Origin of the sequence: Phycicoccus elongatus Lp2, assembly GCF_000367525.1 — a bacterium.
In the GTDB taxonomy this organism is placed as follows: domain Bacteria; phylum Actinomycetota; class Actinomycetes; order Actinomycetales; family Dermatophilaceae; genus Phycicoccus_A; species Phycicoccus_A elongatus.
Genome location: NZ_HF570956.1, coordinates 2719704 through 2723130, shown reverse-complemented (window position 1 = coordinate 2723130; position 3427 = coordinate 2719704). Strand labels below are relative to the sequence as shown.

The window sequence follows — 3427 nt, the reverse complement described above, 5'->3', positions numbered from 1 at the left end:
GCGGAGCCTCGTGTCGCGGAGCCTCGCGCCGCGGAGCCTGCCGTTGCGTCCGCGTCGACGCCGGATCCGGCCACCGTGCCCGCGGACGCAAAGGCGACCGCCGAGGTGACCCCGGCCAGCGACGAGGCCGCCGCCGACAAGCTGGAGCCCGCTGCGGAGCCGGCGAAGACGGCCGAGGAGGGCACCAAGGCCTCCGATACCGAGGGCAACCTTCCCGCCGACGCCACGGCAGGATCCGAGGCGCACGCTGCGTCCGCCTCAACGCAGGCTCCGGCCAGCGCTCCCGCGGACGTTGCGAAGAGTGCCTCTCCCGCAACCCTTTTCGACTCCCCGGCGCCCGCTGAGAGCCGCGCGGAGACTCGTGGCGACTTCGCCGACGGCGGCTTCGGCGAGTTCTCCGCCAAGCCGGGCCCGGGCGGAACTGGCCCGGCCGGCTGGGACATCAAGGGCAACGCCAACTCGATGCTCTTCCACACCACGGCCAGCCCGTGGTACGCCCGGACCAAGGCCGAGGTGTGGTTCCGCGACGAGGAGTCGGCCCGAGCCGCCGGTTTCACCGATGCGCGAGAGCGCCGCCAGAAGGGGCAGGAGCAGTCATGACGACCTTGACGCCGATCCTCACCAAGTTCTGGGACGACCCGCAGTCCTGGACGCTGGCGACCTACGAGAAGAACGAGGGCTACCAGGCCCTCAAGAAGGCGCTCACCATGGCGCCGGCCGACCTGGTGGCGATGACCAAGGAGTCCGGCCTGCGCGGTCGCGGCGGCGCTGGCTTCCCGACCGGCATGAAGTGGGGATTCCTGCCCCCGCCGGACGGTGGCCCCCGCTACCTCGTCGTCAACGCCGACGAGTCCGAGCCGGGCACCTGCAAGGACATCCCGCTCATGATGGCGGCCCCGCAGTTCCTCATCGAGGGCGTGGCGATCACGTCCTTCGCGATCGGCTGCAACCACGCGTTCATCTACCTTCGCGGTGAGGTCGTCCACGTCTACCGTCGCTTGTTGCGCGCCGTCGAAGAGGCGTATGCCGCGGGCCACCTCGGCAAGAACATCCACGGCTCGGGCTTCGACCTCGACGTGACCGTGCATGCCGGTGCCGGCGCCTACATCTGCGGCGAGGAGACCGCGCTCCTCGACAGCCTCGAAGGCCGCCGTGGTCAACCGCGCTCCAAGCCACCGTTCCCCGCGGTCGCCGGGCTCTACGCCCGCCCAACCGTCGTCAACAACGTCGAGTCGATCGCCTCGGTGCCGCCGCTGCTGCTGCACGGTGCGGATTGGTTCAAAGGCATGGGCACCCAGGACTCGACCGGCTTCGGCATCTTCAGCCTCTCGGGTCACGTCAAGAACCCCGGCCAGTACGAAGCCCCGATGGGCATCACCATGCGTGAGCTCCTCGACCTCGCCGGCGGCATGCGTCACCCCGAGCGCCCGATCAAGTTCTGGACCCCGGGTGGATCGTCCACGCCGCTCTTCACCGACGAGCACCTCGATGTGCCACTGGAGTTCGGGGCCGTCGCCAAGGCCGGCTCGATGCTCGGCACGCGCGCCCTGCAGGTCTTCGACTCCAGCGTGTGTGTCGTGCGCGCCGTCGACCGGTGGACCGACTTCTACAAGCACGAGTCCTGTGGCAAGTGCACCCCGTGCCGCGAGGGCACCTGGTGGCTCAAGCAGATCCTCGGCCGGCTCGAGCACGGGCAGGGCAGCGAGGCCGACCTCGACAAGCTCCTCGACATCTGCGACAACATCCTCGGCCGCAGCTTCTGCGCCCTCGGTGACGGGGCGACCAGCCCCATCACCAGCTCGATCCAGTACTTCCGTGACGAGTACATCGCGCACCTGACGATGGGCCGCTGCCCGTTCGACCCGAACGACGCGGTCCTGTTCACGACCAAGGAGACCGTGTCGGCATGACGACCACTCCCGAGAAGGCCCCCGCGCCGGCCGCCGCCGACCTGGTCAACCTGACCATCGACGGTGTCGAGGTCGCGGTCCCCAAGGGCACCCTCATCATCCGTGCCGCGGAGACGGCGGGAATCGAGATCCCGCGCTTCTGCGACCACCCCGGACTGGACCCGGTCGGCGCCTGCCGCCAGTGCCTGGTCGAGGTGTGGATGCCCGGCCCGCCCGGACCGGACGGCAAGCCGTCCGAGGCCCGTCAGATGCAGGGCCCTCCCGGCCGGATGAAGCCGCAGGCGTCCTGCACGATGACCGTCGCCCCGGGCATGGTCGTCAAGACCCAGTACACCTCCGAGGCCATCGACAAGGCCCAGCACGGTGTCATGGAGCTGCTCCTCATCAATCACCCGCTCGACTGCCCGGTCTGCGACAAGGGCGGCGAGTGCCCCCTGCAGAACCAGGCGATGAGCAACGGTCGCGCGACCTCCCGCTTCGAGGACATCAAGCGGACCTACCCCAAGCCGATCAACATCTCCTCCCAGGTGCTGCTCGACCGGGAGCGGTGCGTGCTCTGCGCCCGCTGCACGCGCTTCTCGGACCAGGTTGCAGGTGACCCCTTCATCGCCCTCGTCGAGCGCGGCGCCCTCCAGCAGGTGGGCATCTACGAGGAGCACCCGTTCGAGTCCTACTTCTCGGGCAACACCGTGCAGATCTGCCCGGTCGGGGCCCTCACCGGCTCGGCCTACCGCTTCCGCAGCCGCCCCTTCGACCTCGTGTCGACGCCGAGCGCCTGTGAGCACTGCGCCAGCGGCTGCTCGCTGCGGACCGACCACCGTCGCGGCACGGTGCTGCGCCGGATGGCCCAGAACGACCCGGCGGTCAACGAGGAGTGGAACTGCGACAAGGGCCGCTGGGCCTTCCAGTCCGCCAACGTCGGGGACCGCCTCCAGTTCCCCATGGTCCGCAAGGGCGGTGAGCTCGTCGTCGCCTCCTGGCCCGAGGCCCTCGACGCCGCCGCTGCCGGGCTCAAGGCGGCCAAGGCCCCGGCCGTCCTCACCGGTGGCCGCGTGACCGCCGAGGACGCCTACGCCTACGGCAAGTTCGCCCGCGCCATCCTCGGCACCAACGACGTGGACTTCCGGGCCCGCCCGCACTCGGCCGAGGAGACCGCCTTCCTCGCCTCGCACGTCGTCGCGACCGGCCCCGACGGCGGCGCCGTCACCTACGCCGACCTCGAGAAGGCGAAGGCCGTCGTCCTCGTCGGGTTCGAGCCCGAGGACGAGAGCCCGATCGTTTTCCTGCGCCTGCGCAAGGCCTTCCGCAAGACCAAGACGGCCGTGTATGCCGTGGCGCCCGTCGCCACCCGCGGCCTGGCCAAGGTCGGTGGGCGCCTCATCGCCACTGCGCCCGGCACCGAACCCGAGGTCCTGGGGGCCCTGGCCACCGGGCGTGGCGACTCGCAGGCCCTGTCCGCCGCAGCGGAGGCGCTCAAGGGCGAGGGGGCGATCATCCTCGTCGGGGAGCGGCTGGCC

The 3427-nt window shown here is 70.5% G+C and carries 3 protein-coding genes; all 3 read left to right on the top strand.

The window, feature by feature from the left end; genetic code table 11:
• Positions 1–600: sunset domain-containing protein (locus BN10_RS15870; RefSeq protein ID WP_456153901.1), on the top strand; the 600-nt coding region annotated here is incomplete at its 5' end.
• Complete coding sequence (nuoF, locus tag BN10_RS13155) at positions 597–1910, top strand: NADH-quinone oxidoreductase subunit NuoF (protein ID WP_010851746.1); 1314 nt, start codon at positions 597–599, stop codon at positions 1908–1910. The genes BN10_RS15870 and nuoF, both read left to right, overlap by 4 nt.
• Positions 1907–3427 (top strand): NADH-quinone oxidoreductase subunit G (locus tag BN10_RS13150; protein ID WP_040751833.1); only part of this gene is annotated, 1521 nt, incomplete at its 3' end. The genes nuoF and BN10_RS13150, both read left to right, overlap by 4 nt.

What these genes read in the sequence shown, in the direction of transcription:
- nuoF (WP_010851746.1), top strand. Translation starts at nt 597, where the DNA reads ATGACGACCTTGACGCCGATCCTCACCAAGTTCTGGGACGACCCGCAG.